Annotated in this window: 20 protein-coding genes and 3 pseudogenes; 14 read left to right on the forward strand and 9 right to left on the reverse strand. The window is 53.6% G+C overall.

Annotated elements, in window-relative coordinates:
* Positions 1 to 166 precede the first annotated feature (166 nt).
* Positions 167 to 1,465: a TAXI family TRAP transporter solute-binding subunit gene (locus ACR0JB_RS02085; protein WP_170400166.1), complete on the reverse strand. Its 1,299-nt coding sequence runs from the start codon at positions 1,463 to 1,465 to the stop codon at positions 167 to 169.
* A 1,128-nt stretch (positions 1,466 to 2,593) separates the two neighbouring features.
* Here ACR0JB_RS02085 and ACR0JB_RS02090 point away from each other — a divergent pair.
* From ACR0JB_RS02090 to ACR0JB_RS02140, 11 genes and pseudogenes are all read left to right on the forward strand, one after another.
* Complete coding sequence (locus tag ACR0JB_RS02090; RefSeq protein ID WP_254437509.1) at positions 2,594 to 3,493, forward strand: hypothetical protein; 900 nt, start codon at positions 2,594 to 2,596, stop codon at positions 3,491 to 3,493.
* Positions 3,494 to 3,855: 362 nt separating this feature from the next.
* On the forward strand, positions 3,856 to 4,194 hold the full coding sequence (locus ACR0JB_RS02095; protein ID WP_170400168.1) for a hypothetical protein: 339 nt from the start codon (positions 3,856 to 3,858) through the stop codon (positions 4,192 to 4,194).
* Positions 4,187 to 5,413: an HlyD family secretion protein gene (locus ACR0JB_RS02100; protein ID WP_170400170.1), complete on the forward strand. Its 1,227-nt coding sequence runs from the start codon at positions 4,187 to 4,189 to the stop codon at positions 5,411 to 5,413. The genes ACR0JB_RS02095 and ACR0JB_RS02100 overlap by 8 nt, the downstream gene beginning before the upstream one ends.
* Before the next feature lie 58 nt (positions 5,414 to 5,471).
* Positions 5,472 to 5,771, forward strand: a complete 300-nt coding sequence (locus ACR0JB_RS02105; RefSeq protein ID WP_170400172.1) for a potassium channel family protein — start codon at positions 5,472 to 5,474, stop codon at positions 5,769 to 5,771.
* 347 nt (positions 5,772 to 6,118) lie between these two features.
* Positions 6,119 to 6,826, forward strand: a pseudogene (locus tag ACR0JB_RS02110) (IS6 family transposase).
* A gap of 191 nt (positions 6,827 to 7,017) precedes the next feature.
* Complete coding sequence (gene gcvA / locus ACR0JB_RS02115; RefSeq protein ID WP_170507865.1) at positions 7,018 to 7,944, forward strand: transcriptional regulator GcvA; 927 nt, start codon at positions 7,018 to 7,020, stop codon at positions 7,942 to 7,944.
* Between the two features lie 97 nt (positions 7,945 to 8,041).
* A complete protein-coding gene (locus tag ACR0JB_RS02120; protein ID WP_170507867.1) occupies positions 8,042 to 8,725 on the forward strand; it encodes a DUF1989 domain-containing protein in 684 nt (227 codons plus the stop codon).
* Complete coding sequence (locus ACR0JB_RS02125) at positions 8,715 to 10,226, forward strand: amidohydrolase family protein (protein ID WP_480789648.1); 1,512 nt, start codon at positions 8,715 to 8,717, stop codon at positions 10,224 to 10,226. Before ACR0JB_RS02120 ends, ACR0JB_RS02125 begins: the two co-directional genes overlap by 11 nt.
* 15 nt (positions 10,227 to 10,241) lie before the next feature.
* Complete coding sequence (locus tag ACR0JB_RS02130) at positions 10,242 to 11,129, forward strand: polysaccharide deacetylase family protein (protein ID WP_170507870.1); 888 nt, start codon at positions 10,242 to 10,244, stop codon at positions 11,127 to 11,129.
* Positions 11,126 to 12,397 carry an amidase family protein gene (locus ACR0JB_RS02135; RefSeq protein ID WP_170507871.1) on the forward strand — a complete coding sequence of 424 codons (1,272 nt, stop codon included), beginning with the start codon at positions 11,126 to 11,128 and terminating at the stop codon, positions 12,395 to 12,397. Before ACR0JB_RS02130 ends, ACR0JB_RS02135 begins: the two co-directional genes overlap by 4 nt.
* A gap of 95 nt (positions 12,398 to 12,492) precedes the next feature.
* Complete coding sequence (locus tag ACR0JB_RS02140) at positions 12,493 to 13,152, forward strand: FMN-dependent NADH-azoreductase (protein ID WP_170393389.1); 660 nt, start codon at positions 12,493 to 12,495, stop codon at positions 13,150 to 13,152.
* Between the two features lie 405 nt (positions 13,153 to 13,557).
* Here ACR0JB_RS02140 and ACR0JB_RS02145 read toward each other — a convergent pair.
* The 3 genes and pseudogenes from ACR0JB_RS02145 to ACR0JB_RS02155 form a co-directional block, all read right to left on the reverse strand.
* Positions 13,558 to 13,818: pseudogene (locus ACR0JB_RS02145) on the reverse strand (DUF1989 domain-containing protein); the annotation flags it as partial.
* Positions 13,791 to 14,003 (reverse strand): DUF1989 domain-containing protein, encoded by a 213-nt coding sequence (locus tag ACR0JB_RS02150; protein ID WP_170393391.1) that lies wholly within the window; start codon positions 14,001 to 14,003, stop codon positions 13,791 to 13,793. The pseudogene ACR0JB_RS02145 and the gene ACR0JB_RS02150, both read right to left, overlap by 28 nt.
* 145 nt (positions 14,004 to 14,148) lie before the next feature.
* Entirely contained in the window at positions 14,149 to 15,069 is a 921-nt protein-coding gene (locus ACR0JB_RS02155) for an SMP-30/gluconolactonase/LRE family protein (RefSeq protein ID WP_170393395.1), read from the reverse strand.
* 125 nt (positions 15,070 to 15,194) lie between these two features.
* Between ACR0JB_RS02155 and ACR0JB_RS02160 the strand changes: the two genes are divergently transcribed.
* Entirely contained in the window at positions 15,195 to 15,476 is a 282-nt protein-coding gene (locus ACR0JB_RS02160) for a winged helix-turn-helix transcriptional regulator (protein ID WP_170393397.1), read from the forward strand.
* Positions 15,477 to 15,631: 155 nt separating this feature from the next.
* A pseudogene (locus tag ACR0JB_RS02165) lies at positions 15,632 to 15,763 on the forward strand (IS110 family transposase); the annotation flags it as partial.
* A 515-nt stretch (positions 15,764 to 16,278) separates the two neighbouring features.
* Here ACR0JB_RS02165 and ACR0JB_RS02170 read toward each other — a convergent pair.
* Genes ACR0JB_RS02170 through ACR0JB_RS02180 form a run of 3 tightly spaced genes read right to left on the reverse strand, consistent with a single transcriptional unit; the run spans position 16,279 to position 18,850 of the window.
* A complete protein-coding gene (locus tag ACR0JB_RS02170) occupies positions 16,279 to 17,094 on the reverse strand; it encodes an alpha/beta fold hydrolase (RefSeq protein WP_170393398.1) in 816 nt (271 codons plus the stop codon).
* A 47-nt stretch (positions 17,095 to 17,141) separates the two neighbouring features.
* Complete coding sequence (locus ACR0JB_RS02175; protein WP_170393400.1) at positions 17,142 to 17,684, reverse strand: carbonic anhydrase; 543 nt, start codon at positions 17,682 to 17,684, stop codon at positions 17,142 to 17,144.
* A complete protein-coding gene (locus tag ACR0JB_RS02180) occupies positions 17,684 to 18,850 on the reverse strand; it encodes an NmrA family NAD(P)-binding protein (protein ID WP_170507873.1) in 1,167 nt (388 codons plus the stop codon). The genes ACR0JB_RS02175 and ACR0JB_RS02180 overlap by 1 nt, the downstream gene beginning before the upstream one ends.
* 80 nt (positions 18,851 to 18,930) lie before the next feature.
* Here ACR0JB_RS02180 and ACR0JB_RS02185 point away from each other — a divergent pair, with 80 nt between their 5' ends.
* The gene (locus ACR0JB_RS02185; RefSeq protein ID WP_170507875.1) at positions 18,931 to 19,593 is read left to right on the forward strand and encodes a winged helix-turn-helix transcriptional regulator; all 663 of its coding nucleotides are present in this window, start codon (positions 18,931 to 18,933) and stop codon (positions 19,591 to 19,593) included.
* Positions 19,594 to 19,725: 132 nt separating this feature from the next.
* Here ACR0JB_RS02185 and ACR0JB_RS02190 read toward each other — a convergent pair whose 3' ends face one another.
* The gene (locus ACR0JB_RS02190) at positions 19,726 to 20,628 is read right to left on the reverse strand and encodes a sigma-70 family RNA polymerase sigma factor (protein ID WP_170507877.1); all 903 of its coding nucleotides are present in this window, start codon (positions 20,626 to 20,628) and stop codon (positions 19,726 to 19,728) included.
* Positions 20,612 to 21,043, reverse strand: a complete 432-nt coding sequence (locus ACR0JB_RS02195; protein ID WP_170393408.1) for a carboxymuconolactone decarboxylase family protein — start codon at positions 21,041 to 21,043, stop codon at positions 20,612 to 20,614. Before ACR0JB_RS02195 ends, ACR0JB_RS02190 begins: the two co-directional genes overlap by 17 nt.
* Positions 21,044 to 21,314: the final 271 nt, after the last annotated feature.

Below are 21,314 nucleotides of genomic sequence, written 5' to 3' on the forward strand. Positions count from 1 at the left end.
TTACAACGCTCAATACAAGTAACTATGACGCATAATCTGAACTATATTCGCCTAGCATAGCTGCCGTTAAAGAAAACTCTACTAACGATGGCTGCGAGCCCAAAGCACTGCTCACGCAACAACTAAAGCACACGACTGTACCGAAGTCTTAAATCAAAATTGTCTTCTACCTTGGTTTGCTTGAGAACGTTGTGGTTCCATCAATTTTGGCAGTTCGACGACGCGCAATCTCCTGTCGAATTAGATCTATGTGCAAACGTGCATCATATGCTCCCTGGCGGTATGCGAGAGGCAGATTCAGATTTGCAAGGGCGGTGTCCACTTCTTCGATATTTTTGGCGACCTCTTCTACCTCAGTTGAGGTCTGTGCCTTGCTGAGTTCCTCCTCAAGCGCAGCGATGCGCTGATAAAAACGCCAGACGCGACGCTTTTGAAACCACACGTAACCGGATGGGACGATCCGCAGAAACGGCAATAAGAACAACAAAGGCAACAGCAATAACAGTACGCTGCCGAACTGCGCTGCGATCCAATATGGCAACACGCCGTGCAAAAAGTTTGGCCCAGAGTTTATGAGTTCTGTGGCAATTTTGTTTAATGGTACAGGTGGCGAAGCCGTGTTTGGATACTCGCGCGCACTTTGCAAAATATTTGGTTCGCTATGAATGTTCTTTGCTGCATTCACTAACCTATCGGTTACAGCAGGGTGCAGATCGGATGCGGCGATAAGTGAAGCTCGTAATGCTAAGATCTTAACATCCTCTGGTGGTCTCGGAGGGTCGAGTGTGATTGATCCTGCCGGTACGGTTACCGAATTCGCTCCGGAAAGTTTCAATGCAAGTGCGTCGACCAAAGCCATAGGGACAAAAATAATTTCTGGATCAAAGATCGCATCCATAAGGTAAGGTGCATCGAGTGGAGCGACAAACAACGCCGCATCCGCTTCGTTGGCATATAACGCCTTTATCGCATCATTTCCCCCGACATCGACGAGGTTTATGCCGACATTTTGCAACCCAGCGGCCTCAATTAGCGCTAAAGCGGCGGCGCGAGTACCGGACGCCTTAGATCCTGCAGCTAAGCGTATGTCTCCCCATTCTCCTGCATTAGCCCCGACTGGACTAGACTTTCCGCGGAACACCACCATGGGTTCAAGAAAAATGGCGCCCAGAGACTGTAAGTTTTCGTCCTGAGGTAGTTCGAGGCCGCCTTGAATAAATGCGGCATCCACTTCGCCAGAAACGAGTTTCTGAATGTTCTCAACGGACCCCTCGGTTTCTACTAAAATTACCTGAATGCCGTCACGTGCAAGTTCTGCTTTGTAGAGTTGTCCAACTTGCCAATATCCGCCGCCGCTTATGCCAGCAGCCAGCTTAATACTGTTGGGCGGTTTCAAGCCAAAGATCAGAAAAACAAGCAACCCGATAAACATAATCGGCAAGAGAATGAAAAGAGCTAAGCGCATTTATTCTCACATTCAGATGACCGGAACCGATAATTCGTTCTCATTTGATAGCAGTCTTTTTGCCAACGAGAAACCGATCACAGTGGGTAGCACTCGAAAGTTCGAGTTCTTCGGTTCAAGTATCCCTGAAGATTAAGTGGGTAGCGCAAAAAACCAAGAGCGCTTGAACGAGGTTGAAATCAAAAACTGGCTGTCTAGGCAACGGTTTATCCTATCGTAAACCAGAGTTTTAGTTTTGTTTTTTTGTCGGCAATGTCCGCATGGCAGCCGTTCGTCAGATCGGATCGAATGACCGCTCCGAACCCATTTCAGACACTCCAACTCGAACCAACCTTCGAGTATCCGCGATTTTTGGGCCGATGGCGACGACAAGGTGATCTTTCGAAAGGCACTTGATGCACCACCGACCGAACCAGAATTGGAAGGTCCGGTCGGTCACTCTGGATAACGGAAACTCATTACACCCCCATCTTCAAAAATGACCCGCATCGTTCGGAGGGAAACCAAGTGAACAACGCGGGCCGTACTTTTGGGGTGTTGTTGTTACGGTACTGATCGAAGGATGGATCAAAGTTCCCCGCGTCACCTTTATCTGGGATGATGGGCAACGCGGGGAAATAATCTGACCATGGGACTAGCCAGACTATGTCGAATGTGCGCTAGCCGCTGGTAGTCAATCAAGTTGGCATGAGCGCAAATTCTGTTCGCTACAGTCAAAGTTCGTCACCCGCCATTTGCACAGCGCAGCCACGTTTTCTGACGCGGATGTGTAGGTTGAAACAAACAAGAAATTCTCAAGCGCGCGAGAGTAAACTTTTTGGCGCGCGTAAAATTACTTGAATTGTTGCATTTTAGATTCAAGTATTCGAATGCGTGGCAAATTTGTATTACCTCTGTTGCTCGCGCATTCACCAGACTCGTCTGGTTGCCTCCTGGAGACGCAAGTGAGTGGAGTCGCCAGGAGGCCATTGTTTTCGCTGTAATGTTCAACAATTTAGAGGCCTGTGCGTTACCAAGCTACTGAAACAATATGGCTGCTTTGGCCCGCAGAGCAGATTTTATTGGGCTTGAAACGCTCGTTCAGGAATGGCAACCCAAAAGGAATCAGCGTCACGTGGGAAATGCCAAATGAAAAACCTTTTTCTAACGTGCTGCTTTGGAGCTACTTCTCTAGGATTTGCAGCGTTACCTTCAGCTGCGCAGCCTCGGCTAGGTTGGGCGTATCAGGTTGATGGGCTTGCTGCGTTTCAAGGGGACGCGGATTTGAGTGACGGTGGCGAATTCTCAGCAAGCCGAACATTTCTACGCGCTACCGCACTTTACAATCTGGAAGGAGGAAACTCCATTGGGCTTTCAACCAGCTTCGGCAAGCTGGATTATAGCTTTAGTCAATCGAACAATCAGCCATGGGAGAACATTCGTGACTTGCGCGTTGCTGTTCCCATGCGATTTCGTGCGAGCGATACAGCAACAGTTTTTGTGTCACCACAGATCAGGTGGGATTATCAAAGTGGAGCTTCCGCATCTGATGGTAGGACCTACGGTGTTTTCGCGGGTATTGCTTGGCAACTTAACGAGCGCCTGACGATAGGACCGGCCTTTGGCGCGTTCTCTCAATTTGACGATGGCGGTGCCGATTTTTTTCCGGCCCTACTGATTGATTGGGACCTAAATGATCGCTGGAACTTGAACACTGGCTCAGGGATTGGAGCAACACAAGGCCCCGGGTTGACGCTGAGCTACACGTTGACTGAGACCATAGACCTTTCCTTAACCGCACGATCGGAGAGAATTCGATTCAGGTTGGATGGGGAAGGTCTCGCGCCGGACGGGGTGGGCGAAGACAAGAGTGTCCCCGTCGTACTTTCCGTTGGTTACAACCCAAATCCTGGAGTTTCATTGAGCGTATTCGCAGGCGCAGAATTTGATGGCCGCCTGACGCTAGATGATGCGAATGGAGCAGAAATAAGTCGCCAGAGCTACGATACTGCGCCATTGGTTGGACTGGCGTTTAGGGTCAGGTTCTGATCACAGCATTGACCCAGTTTGCCAGTTGCGTGGGAATTGTTCTTGTGGCTGAGTTCGAACGTCCGCTTTGTCCGCTCAGCAGATATTCGCTGAATTCTGCCGAACGTCTGCTCCGAGCTCTGAGCGGCCATTACCGTGCCAGTTGAATGCTGCGGATGCATTCGGCAGCTACGACCCCAGAGCGGACCCAACAATAATCTGAATATATTCCCGGTATTTGATCTGCACCCCAGTTTCAAAGCCTAGTGGTTTAGCCAAGTTTGCCATGATGCGTTCAAAAAAATCAAAGCCACAAGACAAATTGGTTTTCTTGATTTCAATCAGTTATATTTGAAGGTGATCACTTGGATGCGGGGGGACAGGTGAACAGTTCTATTTCTGATGAGGCGATGGCAAGACTCCCTTTTTGGGTAACACCCCCGGGGGAGACAGACGGTTTTCTGATCGTTGTTGGGTTGGTTCTAGTCATAGTGCTGCTGGGTTTTGGTGCGCTCTACTTCACCGTACAAGCCATTCCCGACCGCATGGCCGCCGGTGCTCATAAGGTACAAATGCAGTTAGTCGGCGTGCTTGGGTTGATCTCCCTCTTCACTCTGAACAACGCCTTTTGGATCGCGGCAATTCTGATCGCCGCCGTGCCTTTGCATGAAATCTTTCCACTCAAGCACGAAGTAGACGTCTCGGAGAGCCACGATGCTTGAGTTAGTCTTCTCTGCGCTGATTACAATCGTGCCGGACTATCTGTATCGCCGCTACAAGCAAGGCAAGCGGTGGGGCCACGAAATAACCCTGTTCAATGTCTGGTATGAATTGCGGTGGGGTTTGACTGCCTGTGCAATACTGGCCGTGACGCTGATCACGGTGATCTTCTATTTTCACCCCTCAACGCGGAATGTCTCTGCTGCGTTTCGCACGGTTACCATTCTGTCGGATCGTGCGGGGCGGGTCGCGGAAGTCTACGTTGCCAATAATGAAGACGTTTTAGCTGGCGAGGCCATTTTCCGACTGGATACCATACGGCAGGAGGCAGCAGCGAAAACGGCTCAACGTCGTATCGAAGAGATTGAGGCGACTTTGGGCCTGACCGCAACGGAAGTCGCGAGCGCCAACGCTCGGGTTGAGGCGACGGAAGCTGACCTTGCTCAGGCTACGAGCGATTTGGAGCGACGTCTGGAGCTTGCGGAACGAAACAACACCGTTGTTAGTGAGCAGGAACTGGAACGCTTGCAAACAGCAGTGTCCGGCGCGGAAAGCCAGCGTGCGGCCGCAATTGCCTCTCTGGATGGTGCTAAATTGCGCCAAACCACTCTTCTCCCCGCACAGCTTGAAACTGCACGTGCGGTTTTGAGAGAGGCTGAGAACGAGATATCAAAATCCACTGTGTTTGCAGAGGTGGATGGGACGGTAACGCAGTTCCTACTAAAGCCGGGTGATATCGTTAATCCAATTCTACGCCCCGCCGGGATTTTGGTACCCGATGTCACGGGACAGGGACGCTTTATCGCGGCTTTTGGTCAGATTTCTGCAAGTGTGCTAAAGCCGGGTATGCTGGTGGAAATTACCTGTGCATCTAAACCGCTGACCATAATACCAATGGTTGTGGACGACGTGCAGGAGGCGATTGCTGCAGGGCAATTCCGACCGGGGGATGCGCTGCTGGATCAACAGGATCGAGCGCGACCCGGTACAGTTACAGCGTTCCTAGCACCTATTTTTCCACGGTATCTTGATAGCATCCCGCCCGGTAGTGCGTGCGTTGGCGTTGCTTATACGAGCCGAGCAAAGGAAATCGACGCTGGTGAGATCACGGGCCTGTCTGCCCTCATCGCAAGGATTGTGGATGGCATGGGTATAGCAAATGCAATTGTCTTGCGTGCACAGGCCATTCTGCTTCCTGTTAAAACACTGGTATTCAATTAGGCCCCAACTGGCAGTGAGGCAGAGTATCGCCATGGGTTGCGACGCAAGCTATATTTGCATGTTTTTGTCAGTTTTCCTTTGGGACCTGATCTACCTGTCACCGATACTTGTGTTCTTGTTGGTTTTGGTGTGCATGCTGGGGATATCAATTGGTCGGATCGAAGGCTGGTCGACCGGACCGAGCCTTTACCATGCCTTCATAAACGCAACTACGGTTGGCTACGGTGACATTAGGCCGGAGAAACCCGCGAGCCGGGCTTTGGCGGTTATCAACGCATTTGTAGGGCTTATCTTTGCGGGCATTGTCGTAGGTATAGGTGTACATGCAGTCGAGACCTCAATGAATGTCGAATTTTGATTTGTGTAGGTTTCAAGAAACGAGAATGACCGATTTGTCCGCATAGCTGCTGTCCAAGGCTCCAAAACACTGCATCTTTGATTTAAAAGTCCGCTTCCAGTGCATTGCCGCCGTCACTAAGTCCTAGTGCTGCTCTAGCAGCGAATGTCTGTTTGCGTGGCCTTAACCCTTGCCTTGCTCAACAGATTGCAGGCGCGGCGAATGTCAACAAGGTCCGCGATCCGGTCACTCAGGCACCCCGTCGCGGACGTCGGCCGTAGACAGTGGCTGACATTCATAGAGCTTGCAGTGGTCTTGTCAGAAGAACTTGGGTTGAGCGGGGCAGGGGTGTTGCGTAGCTTTTGCCCATGACTAATCCTGCCTCTTTCAAGTATTTCAAAACCAGCCCAGAGGTCATCCATCTTGCGGTGATGCTGTACATCCGTTTCCCGCTCTCGCTTCGGAATGTCGAAGATCTGTTGCACGAGCGAGGCATCGACGTGAGGCACGAAACTGTCCGGTATTGGTGGAACAGGTTTGACCCAATGTTTGCTGCTGAGATCAAACGGAAGCGTGTTCAGCAACTGCGCGCGTTCTCCAAATGGAAGTAGCACGTGGACGAGGTTTTCGTGAAGGTGAATGGCAAGCGGCATTATCTTTGGCAGGCTGTTGATCACGAAGGCGAGGTACTGGAAGTCGTTGTTACCAAACGCCGAAACAAGCAGGCTGCAGTGAAATTCCTCAAGAAGTTAATGAAGCGACACGGCAAAGCGGAAACCGTCGTCACGGATCGCTTCGCCTCATACAGAGCCGCGCTCAGAGAACTGGGTGCTGCCGAAAAGCAGCGGACGGGCAGGTGGCTCAACAACCGCGTCGAGAATTCACACCTTCCTTTCCGACGACGCGAATGCGCGATGCAACGGTTCAGGCGCATGCGAAGTTTACAGAAATTCGCTTCCGTCCACTCCTCCGTCTACAACCACTTCAACCAGGAAAGATCGCTCGCAACCAGAGATACCTTCAAGCTGACCCGCGCCGCCGCTCTTAGCGAGTGGCGTCAACTATTTTCCGGATAGGTTCGCGGTTTCCGAGGCAAACTGAGACTAGTTCGAATTAGTCTGACAGCACCTTCAAGAGAGAATGCCCTATCTTCTCAAATTAGATGTTTTCACCTCACAGCTGAGAAATTCGCCCACATGTGAGCTGGCAATCGGGTTAGAGTGAAGCGACGAATTAGCATCGCATCAGGAGAGCAAAGCCGCGCGTCATGGCGAAGATACCGTCGTTGAAAAGCATTCAGGCCTTCGAAGCGGCCTGCCGGCATCTGAGTTTCAAGGATGCCGCCGATGAACTATGCGTCACTCCGACTGCCATTTCCCATCAGATCAAATCGCTGGAGGATCAACTTGGGGTGCCCCTGTTTCACCGGCTGACCCGCGCCTTGAAACTGACGGAGGATGGGGCCAACTACGCGCCCCACATCATTGAAGCCTTCAAGAACATTGAAGCCGCCTCTCTCGCGCTGGAGGAAGACGATCTTGCGGGCACATTGACAATCTCAACAACCGGGTCTTTTGCCGCCAATTGGCTTAGCCCGCGGCTGCGAGGCTTTTACGAGAAATACCCGGATATCTCGGTAAGGGTTCTGTCTAGTGATCAACTGGTGGATTTCAAATCCAGCGATGTGGATGTGGCTATTCGGTATGGCTTTGGCGATTATCCTGACAGCAATGTGGCTTGGGTCTTGAATGACTGGGTGGCCCCTGTCTGTAGCGTGGAAAAGGCGAAGTCACTGGGTTCCCCCGAAGATCTTCTGAAGTCTCGTCTGATCGAATACCAATGGAGCGGGTTTTCTGATGCGGATCCGAGTTGGGCGCGATGGATGGACGCGGCTGGCTTACAAACTAGTGACGTCGAGCCCTATGTCACCTATTCCGAGGAACACATCTGCTTGCTGACGGCAAGCGATGGTCATGGTGTGGCCCTGGTCAGCCTTTTGGCCGCCGCGCGTTTTCTGGAACGCAATATGCTGGTCGCCCCCTTTGACGCGGCATTGAAGAACAAGAGCTATTTTCTCGTCTGCCCGGAAACTTACGCCAATCGTGCACGCGTACGTGTGTTCCGGGAATGGCTATTGGACCAAGCAGATGAGTTTCGCGACAGCGTCGTCGGTCAAAGGTTTTTTGAAGAATAGCGCGTCTGCAACGATCTAATCCGTCGCTTGAATTTTTGTCATTTCTAAATTGCCGAGAAGCATGCGTTTCTGAACCCCTAATCAGGAGTTCTTGCGCATGCATAGTTTTGACCCTTCCCAACCCGATGGTTTCAATCAAACTCTGGACAGCACGGTCTCTAGCGACGGCGTCCCGGTCATTGCAGAACGGTATACAGTGCCAGCACGTTGTGGTGTCGCGGTGCGTTTGACAGCCGGACAAACTTTGACCATCACCAATCCGACCGGCTGGCAAGTCTGCGATTTCTGGGCGTTCAATGCGGCAGAGCTGCATGAATATTTGTCCATGCCGCATGTGCATACGGATCTTCTGTCTGTTTTCCCAAAGATCGGTGACAGGTTGGTCAGCAATCTGCGCAATCCTCTTCTGACGCTGACCCAAGACACATCGCCGGGTGTTCATGACACAACGATCGCCGCTTGCGATGCCAACCGGTACAAGCAAATGGGCGTCACTGATTACCACGACAATTGCGCCGACAACTTGAGGCAGGCCTTGCTTGCTATCGGGAAAAAAGCACCACATATGCCAGCACCCTTCAACCTGTGGATGAACGTACCAGTTCACCCTGATGGCAGCCTTGCCTGGGCTGCGCCAGTGTCAAAGCCGGGGGACAGCATGACCTTCAAAGCTGAGATGCCAGTCTACGTCGTTATGTCGGCCTGCCCGCAGGATATCACTCCAGTCAACGGGGACGAAGGCAAGCCGAGCGCACTGGAATTTGTTGTTCATGACGGCTGATGGTGGCGACATATTTTCTGCCCGCTGGATCATCGAAGATGCCTTTCACAGTCACAACGACTTCGCGCTTTATGTTTTAGACGGCAGAATAGGTGGCTTGGCGCCTCTGGCCGTATTGAAGTCACGTTATCCCAGCGCAAGGGTGCACTCGAACACAAACACGGCGATCCTGCCCGGGTTTGTGAATGCGCATCACCATTGCTATGGGGTGAACCTGATCAACCAAGGGATACGGGATGACCTGTTAGAGCCTTGGATTTTCGCCTCCGCTGGCGCAGCCGAAGTTGCGCCGCGCCTCGCCACCGAATACGCGGCAATGCGCTTGCTGAAGAATGGGGTAACGGCTGTTGTGGATGCCTGCACCGCAGGTCAGACCGCGGCTCTTGCCGAAGCGAAGGTAAGGGACAAAATCGCCGTATATGATGGGCTTGGCCTGTCCTGTGCCATCGCGCCGGGCGAGAGATGGCACAACCAGCTTGTGCATCCATATGGGCAAAGCCAGTCGTTTCTGACCACCTTGCCCGAAGTTCTGCGATGCAAACTGCAACGCCAGCACGTTGCGCGCACTCGTATTGAACCGCAAAGCTTTGCGCGGCTTCTGTCCCGGATGCATGGCGAATACGCGGCTTATGAATGCGCTGATGTGTGGTTTGGCCCCACGGCACCGCATTGGACGGGCCGAGAGACCCTGCGCGACATCGCCACGGAGGTTCGCGAAAGCGGCCAGCGCATTCACACCCATGCCGAGGAGTCTCGGCTGCAGCACCTGTCGGCTACAGCCTGGAGTTTTCAGGGTGCCATCGCAGAATTGGGCAAAGCTGGCTTGCTCACTGACGGCTTGTCTTTGGCGCATATGGTCTGGGCGGACGAAAAAGATGTGGCGCGAGTGGCTGAGGCGCGCGCGCATTTAGTGTGCAATCCTAGCTCCAATTTGCGGCTGCGCTCCGGCATTGCACCCGCGCCATTGATGAAGCGGATGGGTATCAACCTAGCACTGGGGATGGATGGGACCAGCCTGGCAGGCGATGACGATATGTTCGGCGAAATGCGTCTGGCGCAAAGCCTTTATTGGTCGAGTGATCGGGCGAACCCTAGTCTGACCGCGAAGGATGTTTTCGACATGGCCACTTTAGGTGGCGCGCGTTTGATGGGAATGGATCACAGCATCGGAAGCCTGTCCGTCGGCAAACGCGCCGACTTTGTGATCCTGCGCCTGGACCGTCTTGAAGGTCCCTGGCTGGACCCCGGCATTGATCCGGTTGAGCTGTTGGTCAGCTCGGCAAAATCCACGGATATCCATAGCGTCTTCACCGGCGGACAACTGGCCGTTTCGCACGGCGAAGCCAAAAAGTGCGACGAAAAGAAAATTCTTCAAAACATCACCGACGGCATGCAGCGCGCCGCGGATCAAAGGCTGAGCGCTAGTGAATATGCCGCCGTCAAATCCGCATTGCAGCGCTGGTATGACGATTGGCTGACGAACAACGCCCAGCAATTGTGACAGAGGAGCAAGACCATGCAGAAGAAAATAATCTGGCCAAATGGCGCGCGATGCGCCTGTGCGATCACCTTTGATATCGATGCGGACAGCCTGATCCATATCGCAAGGCCGGTCGATGGGCATGATCGCCTCTATCCGATCTCCATGGGGCGCTACGGGCCGACGGTTGCCATCCCTCGGATTCTAGAAACCTACAAACGTCTCGGGCTGAAACAGTCCTTCTTCGCCCCCGGATGGGTCGTGGAGCAATATCCAGATGCTATGCAAGCCATCCTGAAAGATGGTCATGAAATCGGCCATCATGGCTATTTGCACGAAGACCCGACAAACCACAGCGCGTCTGAACAAGCCTATTGGTTCGAACGCGCGCTGGAGTCGCATAAGCGGGTTCTGGGAAATGTGCCAAAAGGCTATCGCGCACCGGTTTACAATGTGACGCAAGCCGTCATCGACCTGCTGAACAAGCATGAATTCGACTATGACAGTTCGCTGATGGCGGATGATGTGCCATACCTCATGCGATCCGGCGGCCGGACTTTGGTCGAACTTCCATCGCATTGGGGGACCGACGACTGGCCGCAATTCGCCCACTATGAGGAAATTGGTTACATGATGCCCGTCGCCGGGCCACGCGCCGGGCTGACCCCATTTTGGGAGGAATTCGAAGCCCAATACGAAGAAGGTGGCTTCTGGATTGGTATCTGGCATCCCTTCCTGACCGGGCGTTTGGCGCGGTGGCGGCAGGTGGAAGACTGGATGGAATCTATCTTGAACAGGGGTGACGTCTGGTTCGCTACTCTCGGAGAGATCGCACAGCACGTGCGCACGCAATATAAGGCAGACCGGCAAAGCGTACGGATTGAAGAGCTGCCCTATTATCAGGCTCCGGTTCTGACGGCATGAATATCCTTCAACGGACGCGCGACTTCCTGGATTCGCTCGACGCGCAGCGCGAGGTATTCCTTAGCATTGCGCCAGATAGCCTGTTGCAGGATGCCCGATCCGCCGCCGCGCGGCAGGCCGCAGGGAAGCAGCTTGGCCCGTTGGACGGCCAGTTTCTTGCGGTGAAGGCCAATATCGACGTGCAAACTCTCAGAAGTCATGCGGGGTCTTTGGCCATCGATCCTCAACCAGCAGACAATGACGCTCCGATCGTGGCCAGGCTCCGTTCTGCGGGCGCGATCATTCTGGGCCATGTGAACATGTCGGAATTGGCCTTCTCCGGGCTCGGAGTTAATCCGCATTTCGGCACCCCTCTGAATGCTTTGGATAGCACAATGGTGCCTGGAGGTTCCTCGAGCGGATCGGCGTCAGCCGTTGCCTTGGGCTTGGCCGACATCGCATTGGGCACAGATACCTCCGGCTCCGTGCGCATTCCGGCCGCCTGTCAGGGCCTGGTGGGGTTTCGCCCAACTATGGACCGCTATGAAAGCGCCGGGATTTTGCCTCTGGCGCCTTCTATGGATACGCCAGGCTCACTCGCTTTAAACGTCAGTCAGATTTGCGCTGTGGATCGCGCTTTGTCGGATTGCAAAGAAACCGGGCACGCCCGCCGTCAAATTCTGTGCCTGAGGGAAGATGCCCTGGTGGGATTCACCCCGGAAATCAAGGCTATGTACGAACAGGCCCAGCAGCATTTGTCCGAGCATGGCATCGAATTGGAAAGAGTTGATATCCGAAGTTTCACTCGTGTCACGGAGGTCTTCCAAACCTGCGGAACGCTGGTGAGTGCCGAAGCCTTTCGTCTTCTGCCAAGTTTGGTCGGAGACCAGCAGGCCAGACTGGACCCAAATGTGCAGGATCGGCTTGCTCAGGCGGCTTCAATCCTTGGCAAAGATCTGCAGGCATTGCTCGAAATCCGGCGGGCCCTCATCCCGGACTTTGGCAGGGAACTGGCAGGGAAGATGCTGCTTTACCCGACATTGCCGTCGTACCCGCCGTCGGTTCTGGCTGTGACCCGCGATAAAGGGGTCTTTGCACGGGAAAACGCCCTTATCCTGTCGGTATCGATGAAAGCTGCTTTCCTCAATGCGCCAACAATTTCCATTCCATTTGGAGAACGGAGACCGGGGGTCAGCCTATCCTTGAGCGGCGGCGCAAACAGGGACGCGGATGTACTTGCGACGGCGTCTTATCTGGAGAAGATTTTTTCAGCGATTAGAGATGGCTGAGGTCATTTCACTCCATTCAGAATTCTCTTCATTTGTACCTGCGCGTCACTGGCTTCACCTTTGAATGGTCCATTGCAAACTGACTAGGTGACAAGATGACCACAATCCTGAGAATTGACGCCAGCGTGCGCCACACCGACAACCCTGTTGCGGCCTATAACTCCATTTCCCGCGCTTTGGCGGACAATTTCGTGGAAGAGTGGAAAACGGTTGATCCCGACGTTGAAATAATTGTGCGTGACGTCGGAATGACCCCGCCAGATTTCATTTCCAACGATTGGATCGCGTCCGTCTTTACAGCAGAAGAGGAACGCACTCCTGAACAGAGCGCTTTGGTCAGTTTGTCTGACACGCTGATTGACGAGCTCGACCGCTCCGACATCCTTCTGATTTCGACGCCCATGTACAATTACGGCATGCCCGCAGCGCTGAAGGCTTGGTTTGATCAGATCATCCGGATCAACAAGACGTTTACGTTTGATTTGGCGCGCGGCGACTTCCCTCTGGAACCGATCATGTCCGGCAAAACCCTGGTGCTGCTGACATCGGCTGGCGAATTCGGCTTTGAGGACGGTGGGATTCGCAATGACTCGGGTCACCTTTCTGCGCATATCAGCACATTGCGCAAGTACCTCGGCGCAGAACGCATGTTCGAAGCTGCGGCCGAGTACCAGGAATTCGCTGACGAGCGTCACAAAGCTTCGGTCGCCTCAGCTCAGGCCCAAGCACGTCACATTGCGCGTGAGCTTGCCTGACCGTTAGCCAATTTATGGAAAGTAGAACCTGATGAAATGAACAGGTTCTACATTTCCAACTTGTCACAGCTCAAGGTGTGTGAGGCAGGTGGTTGTGTCCTGCGCCTACTTGAGTGGCTTAAGTCGCTAAAGATACGAAACGACAGCGAATGTAGTAGTAAACCTTCTTTTTGGATTGGCAGACAGTTTTAGCCAATTTCTTGATTCGACATCCCCGTATTCGAACTCCAGGTTCGAAGGCGGACTTTACATGCTACGTTTAAACGGCAGATTTTGTCCGCAGAGCAGACCATGAAGTCGCCAGAACTGGCTCAATGTCCTACGGAATATGGCAAAGACCGCTCTGAGCCCAATGTGCGTGATGGTGTAAGCTGCGGCAATATCGGCTTCAGCGCAAAACTCCTGTCAGATAATCGAAACCTGGGCATCTCTCGGCTCGCGCTCGGTTCCATTCTTGTCAGCCAAATCCTGAGGGCATGCTGACAAGCATATGATTAGATCGGCCAACGCCGTAAGCTCAATAAAGTCGCCGGGTCGGCTCACGGGCGGATGGATTGCGGTGTCTCCGTCAAGGAGCGGCGCGTTATCGAACAGGTTCAGTGGACAGGGCACATGATCATTTGGGTATCCAAGTCCCGCTATCGCTTGCCTGAGATTGTCGATGCAATTCCCGTGCGCCCCTTGAAAACTAGCATTTCATAGTGGGCCTGATCGCAGGCGGCGAAGAACCAATCATGGACACCAGGTGACGCGTCTTCGTTAAATTCCAGCATGAGACACCGACGGTTAGACCGAAAAATCGTTCCCTTCACCGGCGTCGGAGTGGCGGAATGGACGCAGGTATGTTCCATCGAATGAACTCGGCGATGTCATCCGCCATAAACGCCCACGCGTCGATTACCCGAGAGCCGAAGGTATTGGCAACTCTCAATTGTGCGCCTTGCACAAGACGAAACGCGCGGCCTGTGCGGGCCTTCAGCATAAAGGTTTTTGGCATCAGAACAGCAAAGCGCCAGTTGTTGGCAGAAGGACCGCATATACGCTTGTGGAGGCGGTGATGAACAGGCGATTGCGTTTCGGCCCGCCAAAGCAAACATTCGAGACCTCTTCTGGTACGAAAATCTTGCCCAGCAGCGTGCCATCCGGGTGGTAACAATGAACGCCGTCTTTTGCGCTCGTCCAGATACGGCCTTGGGTATCGAGCCGAAACCCGTCAAAGACGCCTTCTTCGCATTCAGCAAAGACATCCCCGCCTGAGAGCTTGCCGTCTGCACCAACGGAGAACGCGCGGATATGATGCTCTCCGCTTGCATAACGCGTGCCACCACTGTCAGCGATATACAGCGTTTGCTCGTCTAGCGAAAATGCAAGTCCATTCGGGCAGGCGAAGTCAGTAGTCACTTGTGTGACATCGCCTGTGGCTGGATCGAGACGATAAACATGTTCACCGTCAAGCTCTGGGTCTGCCTGAAACCCTTCGTAGTCAGACTCGATTCCGTAGGCTGGGTCACTGAACCAGATCGTGTCATCTGATCGCACCACAACATCGTTGGGGCTGTTGAACAGCTTTCCCTCGAAGTGACTGGCCAGAGTCGTAACCGACCCATCATGCTCTATCCGGGTGACACTGCGCGTCCCATGCTCGCAAGCCACGATCCGCCCTTGCCGGTCGAGCGTTGAGCCATTCGTGTAGCATCCGAGGCCTGAGCGGATGTCTCCGACTGTTCCGGTCAATTCGTCCCAGCGGAGCCGTCGATCATTGGGAATGTCGCTCCAGATCAGGCATCTGAACGTCGGAGAATACACCGGTCCTTCGGTCCATTTACCGCCTGTCCAGATTTGGTCGACCGGCTCATCCAGTTTGATGCTGCGTTTGAACCGATCATCACGGATTTCGTAAGTGTCTGTCTTGGTCATTGGCAATGCTGGTTCGGGTTGCTACAAATTGCATAGCAATATAGAAGATACAGAAAGTATAGCAAGTGACTAAGATACCGATACCAGGTCAGCCTGTCCGTGGCTCAAAAAGCGGCGCGCCCATTATGGCTCTGTTCGACCTGCTTGGACGGCACTGGGCTATGGGAGTCCTTTGGACGCTGAGCGAGGCTGGCCCATGCACATTCCGAAAGTTGCAAGAAAAATGCGAATCAATCTCACCTGCGGCACTCAACACTCGACTGAAAGAGCTTCAAGCGGCGGGATTTGTTCATCGCGTTGCCGAAGGATATGCGTCGACTGATCTGGGACAACACCTCTATGATCATCTCTGCTCACTCGGAGACTTCAGTAAGGAATGGGCGAAACACTTACACGCTCAGGAATAGGAGAGCGGACGTTCAGAATCATGGATTGAAGGTCTTGTTTGTCCGCGATCCAGCCCTCTGTCACTGCTGAGTTCGAGCAGCTACTGCGAACGGCTGCTTTGCGGGTGCGACCGCAGCATCCAAGCGGTCTGCCAGATGTCTTCTTCGGGCCGTGGGCGATGACAGGTAGCTGGCTGTCACGCATGTTGGCGCGCAAGCCGAAAATGCTGGTCGAGATCGCGCTGGCCAACAAAATGGCTCGGCAGATTTGGGCGATGCTCACGAAACATGAGGACTACAAGTGTCCGAACTTGCGGGCGGGGCATGATGCCCATGTAAGACTGCAAGGATCGGTGCCACGGGAGTTTGAGAAAATGGCCGCGCATCTGCCCACAGCTACGTCGCGCTGCGCCTTTTGGGCTTCCCGCGCGTGCGGGTGTACCACCGCTCATGGGCAGAATGGGGTAGTGATCCTGCGCTGCCCAAGGCGACATCCTAAGTGAATGATGCGCGCTCTAAACATGCGCGCACCATTTTAAGCTCGACCGAAACCAAGAGAAACTGATGCAACCTTTGCACCTATTTCATTGCTGGCGGTTACGACCGTTGAGCAAAGCCGATGCGAGTTTCTTGGAGATATTTCCAAATCTGCCCGAAGTTCGGCGATATCTCTACGACGGCAAGGCTCAAACGAAAGCCGACATCGCGGCTCTACTGGCTGAGAACGAGCAGTTCGAACCCAATTGGCTAGGATTCTGGTTGATCGCGACCGATACCTATGGCGAAGTTTGTATGATTGGTCTTTTCCAGAATCCGGTCCGACCTAAAGAAAATCCGAGATTGCCTTCAGAACTCTGTCCGGGACTTCTAGCTGGGGAAGATGGCCCCCGCCTTCCAACGCTTCAAACCTGTTTTGACCGATAAGATCGTGCAGTGCTTTTCCTCGTTCGATTGGGATCCAGGGATCTTCTGTCCCCCAGATCACTTTCGTTGGACATCGGATTTGACCGAACAAGGATTCTACCTCTGCGGTGTATTTCTCATCCGCCTGGGAAAACTGTCGGTAGAAGCTTCGGCTGCCTTCCTCTGTCAGCCACGGAGCAACCAGCTGCTCAAGGTCTGCTTGGGACACATCGCTTGCAGCGGCCCCACGAATATAAGCTTCAACTATGGCTTGATGGATATGATGCGGAAGACCTTGAAACGCTTCAACGTGCTTTCCAACATGATCGAAAAAATCTGACCCCCAAGGGCGCATCGCGACGACGTTCATAAGTACATAGCGTTCAAAGTCAGACCCATGTAGCAAATGAGCCCGCAACGTCGTGGCACCACCGAAGTCATGCGCTATCACCGTTGGGCGATTTAAACCCCAATGCGACAGCATCTCAACAAACACGGCCCCCTGGACGTCCAGAGAGGTCCGCTGGTCGCTGCGCTTCTCGGATTTCCCATAGCCGGGCATGTCATACCAATGCACCGTGTATCTGAGGGCGAGTGTTGGGATCACGCGATGCCAGGAGTATGATGACCATGGCCATCCGTGCGCCAACACCAAATCGGGACCCTGGCCACATTTTCCGGCCGCTACTCCCCCGGCAGAGGTCTGGTATTCATCGGCTAAATTCCACTCAGACATAACTCAACTCCAAGTACATGGTACATCGGGTCGCATCGACGGGAATGTCAGGCAGGACGCGCCTGGCCCAGTTCACTCGGCGCAACGACTTCAGTAAGCGATCCGGTCACCACATTATAGATCGCCCCTGAAACAACCACGTATCCGGGCACGTTCCCGGCACCGCTCAGCTTTGCGATGTCTTCTCGGATACTCTGTTCATGGTTTGATATTGCAGAACCCGACACGTCAACGCCAATACTTTCCATGATGGCATGTTGAAATTTAGGGTCTGCAAAACGTTCAGCACCGCATTGTGTGTGATGCATGATGACCACTTCAAAGGGTCCGAGTCTATCGCCATCCATCTTTTTAACCATGAAAGCCAGCGTGGCGATTTCCTGAATCACGGCCTCGGTGACTCTACCGCCGTTATTTCTGATGACGACGGCATCCCCCAGATCGAGCCCAAGGACATGCGCGGGGTCAACCCTTGCATCTACGCAGGTCAAAATGACAGTTCGAAGTTTGGGAACTATTGGCAGGTCACTGGCTGGAAAGGTCTCCGCGAAGACGCGGTTGCGCGCAAAGAGGATATCAGAGTTGGACATTATTTCGCTCCTCGGGATTGAAAGGTTTTGAGAGTTGGATCCACGGTCTTGTCTGGCGGATGCGCGGCATCCATCGAAAAGGGCGTTATGTAATTCAGGTCATGCGAACTGAGCCATTCTTGCGTATCTCGGGCAAACAGCGGCTTTTGAATCTGCACATAGTCTCTGACGGACTGAACCTTGTTCAGATCGAGAGAGGGTGTCAGAAGTATTTTTCCAAAACCGGTCATGGCCTTCAGGCGTCTGGGCAGAGTTGACTGCAAGTCCGGGCGCGTTGCGACCGTACGGCAAACGATGGATTCTAAGCCCTCGGGCGTACGTCCTCCCACCTTCTCTACGTGATCGGTTGGGGCGTTCACGGCAAAGGCACCGCGACGGTATTCTTCCGCGTAAATCGCCAGTTGAGAGACAGCAGCTTCCGAGTAATTTGATGGGGGAAGTGCGCGCAATGCTTTCGTCATCATTCGCTCGGAAATGTCGACGTACCTGACCCTGCGCCCAAGCGCCCGGCCCATGGCAGCCGCCAAGTCGTCGGGTGATAGCAATTCTGGACCCGTTGGGCGGTAGACTTTTCCGGCATGGGTGTCCCGGTCGATCAGTGACGCGACAACCACGCTGGCAATATCTTCGTTCGATGGTGGCGCGTTTTTCTTTTCGTTTCCCGGCCCCAGGGGCATCGTGAACAGACCAAGATGGGCGGCGGTGTCGAGTACCATCAGGTAATTGTCTGCAAACCAGCCCGGGTTGACTGAAGTCACTGTCATGTTCGAATTCATACGGATCAGCAAATCGGACAAATATACTTCGCGGGTGAACAGGGACGGGTGATCGACCGCCGATAGCCACTGGCCCAATGTCACCACGTGTTCCAGCTGCGCTTCCCAGGCTGCGGCTGTGAAGACCGTGTTGAAGTGAAGGCCATTCGGCGCGGTTGGTGCGCATTGATAGGCGCGGCGCACTCCGGTCATTGCCATGCGCATGTCGGTCAGCGAATACTGATTGCCGACAAAGACCTCTGCACCAGCTGTCTCCAGCCTTTCCGAGCGTGCATCGCGGCGACGGACAAACGCCCGCACGGGGACGCCCTGTTCCAGCAATTGAAGGGTGACCGGAATTCCGGTTTTGCCAGCAGCGCTTGTCACGAGAATCTTCGGATTGATTGACATCTGAGGGCTCCTCACCTTTGATGCTTTATCAGATAAAGTGAAAACTTTATTTTTTAAAGTAACGTTTTCGTGAGGCTCAAATGACCAAGAACCGTTCTTACAAATTGCTGTGCCCGATCGCCCGAGCACTCGATCGGATCGGCGATCGCTGGACATTGCTTATTCTTCGGGATCTGCATGCAGGCCCAGCCCGCTTCTCTGACTTACAACGCGGATTGACCGGCATCGCTGCGAACTTGTTGACTGACCGGCTGGCAAAACTGGTTGGTGACGGTCTAGTCGTCAAAACCGAGGGCGCACATGGCACCTCGGTCTATGAATTGACCGACTTGGGTGAGAAGACGTCGGATATCATATTCGAACTCGCGATGTTTGGCGCGCGCTTCGCCCCTGAAGAGGAGCTCGTAACGCCCGGAAATTTGAGAACAGTGGCCACTACAATTGGAGCAGCGGCAAAACGTGTTGCAACGCCGGAGTTGAACCTTGATGCATCATTTGTGGTGGATGGTGAGCAAATGCATCTGAGCGTGCATGATGGGCGAGCCAAGATGATCTATGCGCCTTGCCCCGAACCAGACCTAATCTTGTCCACAGGCTATTTGGATCTTCTGGCAGTTTCCGAAGGGGATCTCACACTGGACGAATTCGTTCGTGGCCGATGCGAATTGCGTGTTCTGACCCAGGAAAAAGAACGTGGTTTCGTAGAGTTGATGACGAACATTGTGGCTCTAATGAACCAATAGCCGAAGGTAAGTGCGCCAGACAACCAGAAGTGGCAATGAACTCCTCAATCAGGCGAAGAAGAGGGCCACGGCAAATGCACCACAGAAGATTGTCTATCACCGAATGTCCAAAAACCTGAGCGGCTGATTGTGTTAGTGAATCTGAACCGGGTTCAGGCTGTGTAGTTTTTCGGGGTTACGCACGATCAGGATCTCCTGAACGAACCCAGCCTCGTCAAAGGTTGCAGAGACAGCTGAGCTTGTCTGCCCGTCAGCCTGAATCAAAACGCCGCGCGACCCATTCAGATCTGTCCGCGTCCAGTCAAGCTCTGCCCAATAGCGCCGCAATTTGCGAGAGACGAAATCGCAAATCGCATTGCAACCAACAATCGGGTCGCGTATAGCCGCCACTTTGCCACCACCGTCGGTGCTCAACCTTGCATCCTGAGCCAGCATTCGGGCCAAAGGGCCGAGCTCGCCGGTCTCCACGGCTGATTGAAACGCCGTCAGGAACTCTTCCTGGCGCGGTTCTGGTGTTGCGTGGCGGGTCTTCGATTTGCTGACACTTGCACGAGCTCGAGACACCAGTTTTCGACCGCCGGGTTCTGATATGTCCAGTGTCTCCGCAATTTCGTCATAAGAGAGATCGAAGATGTCATGCAGCAAATATGCCGCCCGTTCCTTTGGGGTTAGCCGCTCCAGCATCATCATGAACGCCATCGACAGAGATGAGGCTAGCTCAACCCGCGTCTCGGCCTCAGGCGGCACGGCAACCTGAATGGGTTCAGGTAGCCAGGCACCGACATAATCCATCCGCGCCCGGTCGCCCGTTCGCCGCATGTCGAGGCAGCGGCGGGTACAAACCGAGATAAGCCAGCCCGCGGTGTTCTCAATTTCCAATCGATCGGTGCTAGCCCATTTCAGGAATGTATCCTGTACCGCATCTTCTGCGTCGCTGAACGAGCCTAGAATGCGATAAGCCAGACCGTTGAGGCGAGGTCTGAGATCCTCAAAAAAGAAGACCTCAGCCTGTGCAAGCTCAGTGTTTGGAGACATTGATCCGGTTCCAAAGATTTATCATGCCTATCTCAGCCGTGAGAAGCCCGATCTCAGCATCCGAGAAATGCTTACGCAGTTTCGCGCGAATGGATCCAAGGTCCTGTTTCGGGTCAAGGATTGTCAGCGCTTCGGTCCATTCCAATGCCGCTTGTTCCGCCTCAGAGAAATCCCGGACATGGTCCCAAACAATAACCCGGTCAAGCCGTTCGCTGGTTTCTCCATCTTGCCGCGCCTCAATCGTGTGCATCTTCACGCAGAACCCGCAGCGATTGATCTGCGAGGCCCGCAACCGCAGAAGATGGCGCAGCTTTGGATCAAGTCCCTTGCCATCGAGAACCTCATGAACGCCCGCGAGTGTTTGCAGGACATCCGGGATTGCAGTTTCATACTTGATTGCGTTTGAACTCGTCATCGTCTCATTCCTATCGTTGATGTTCTACCTTGATGACGATTCACGGCCACCTATTGTGACGTGTTGGCGCGTATTTTTTCCATGCATTTGAAAAGAAAGATATTCTTCTTTCGTCACTAACAGTTTCAGGTTTATGTGGCGGCACCCAACAGGCCGCGCTACAGGTTGTTGTGGTGTCAATGTCGCTTGGGGTGAAGAAAGTGCCGAAGCGGAGGGAAAAGCCCCGTTGCGACAGAACCTCTCATCATCACCCACAACAACCAACGCAGCA

The sequence above is a fragment of the Ruegeria sp. BI7 genome (genome assembly GCF_056537925.1).

Coding starts and splice junctions, on each gene's coding strand:
- ACR0JB_RS02085 (WP_170400166.1), bottom strand. CDS start 1,465: ATGCGCTTAGCTCTTTTCATTCTCTTGCCGATTATGTTTATCGGGTTG.
- ACR0JB_RS02090 (WP_254437509.1), top strand. CDS start 2,594: ATGAAAAACCTTTTTCTAACGTGCTGCTTTGGAGCTACTTCTCTAGGA.
- ACR0JB_RS02100 (WP_170400170.1), top strand. CDS start 4,187: ATGCTTGAGTTAGTCTTCTCTGCGCTGATTACAATCGTGCCGGACTAT.
- ACR0JB_RS02105 (WP_170400172.1), top strand. CDS start 5,472: ATGTTTTTGTCAGTTTTCCTTTGGGACCTGATCTACCTGTCACCGATA.
- gcvA (WP_170507865.1), top strand. CDS start 7,018: ATGGCGAAGATACCGTCGTTGAAAAGCATTCAGGCCTTCGAAGCGGCC.
- ACR0JB_RS02120 (WP_170507867.1), top strand. CDS start 8,042: ATGCATAGTTTTGACCCTTCCCAACCCGATGGTTTCAATCAAACTCTG.
- ACR0JB_RS02125 (WP_480789648.1), top strand. CDS start 8,715: ATGACGGCTGATGGTGGCGACATATTTTCTGCCCGCTGGATCATCGAA.
- ACR0JB_RS02130 (WP_170507870.1), top strand. CDS start 10,242: ATGCAGAAGAAAATAATCTGGCCAAATGGCGCGCGATGCGCCTGTGCG.
- ACR0JB_RS02135 (WP_170507871.1), top strand. CDS start 11,126: ATGAATATCCTTCAACGGACGCGCGACTTCCTGGATTCGCTCGACGCG.
- ACR0JB_RS02140 (WP_170393389.1), top strand. CDS start 12,493: ATGACCACAATCCTGAGAATTGACGCCAGCGTGCGCCACACCGACAAC.
- ACR0JB_RS02150 (WP_170393391.1), bottom strand. CDS start 14,003: ATGGAACATACCTGCGTCCATTCCGCCACTCCGACGCCGGTGAAGGGA.
- ACR0JB_RS02155 (WP_170393395.1), bottom strand. CDS start 15,069: ATGACCAAGACAGACACTTACGAAATCCGTGATGATCGGTTCAAACGC.
- ACR0JB_RS02160 (WP_170393397.1), top strand. CDS start 15,195: ATGGCTCTGTTCGACCTGCTTGGACGGCACTGGGCTATGGGAGTCCTT.
- ACR0JB_RS02170 (WP_170393398.1), bottom strand. CDS start 17,094: ATGTCTGAGTGGAATTTAGCCGATGAATACCAGACCTCTGCCGGGGGA.
- ACR0JB_RS02175 (WP_170393400.1), bottom strand. CDS start 17,684: ATGTCCAACTCTGATATCCTCTTTGCGCGCAACCGCGTCTTCGCGGAG.
- ACR0JB_RS02180 (WP_170507873.1), bottom strand. CDS start 18,850: ATGTCAATCAATCCGAAGATTCTCGTGACAAGCGCTGCTGGCAAAACC.
- ACR0JB_RS02185 (WP_170507875.1), top strand. CDS start 18,931: ATGACCAAGAACCGTTCTTACAAATTGCTGTGCCCGATCGCCCGAGCA.
- ACR0JB_RS02190 (WP_170507877.1), bottom strand. CDS start 20,628: ATGTCTCCAAACACTGAGCTTGCACAGGCTGAGGTCTTCTTTTTTGAG.
- ACR0JB_RS02195 (WP_170393408.1), bottom strand. CDS start 21,043: ATGACGAGTTCAAACGCAATCAAGTATGAAACTGCAATCCCGGATGTC.